The sequence below is a fragment of the Bacillus cereus group sp. BfR-BA-01382 genome (assembly GCF_022663475.1).
Taxonomy (GTDB): domain Bacteria; phylum Bacillota; class Bacilli; order Bacillales; family Bacillaceae_G; genus Bacillus_A; species Bacillus_A thuringiensis_S.
On sequence record NZ_JAKUFQ010000328.1, the window covers coordinates 1 to 326 of the forward strand.

Below are 326 nucleotides of genomic sequence, written 5' to 3' on the forward strand. Positions count from 1 at the left end.
CAAACATCAGGAACAGTAAGGCAAGGAGCAAATGAAGGAAGTCAAACACCAGGAGGCGTAAGACAAGGAGCAAATGAAGGAAGTCAAACACCAGGAACAGTAAGACAAGGAGCAAGTGAAGGAGTTCAAACACCAGGAACAGTAAGACAAGGAACAAGTGAAGGAGTTCAAACATCAAGCTCGGCACCAATGGAAACATCAAGACCAGTACCAAGTGGAAGTAGCCCGGCATCAGTGGAAGCACCAAGATCAGTACCAAGTGGAAGTAGCCCGGCATCAGTGGAAGCACCAAGATCAGTACCAAGTGGAAGTAGCCCGGCACCAGT

The 326-nt window shown here is 48.5% G+C and carries 1 pseudogene; it reads left to right on the plus strand.

Going from position 1 to position 326, the window contains the following annotated elements:
* Window positions 1-326, plus strand: a pseudogene (locus tag MR160_RS34195) (pLS20_p028 family conjugation system transmembrane protein); the annotation flags it as partial.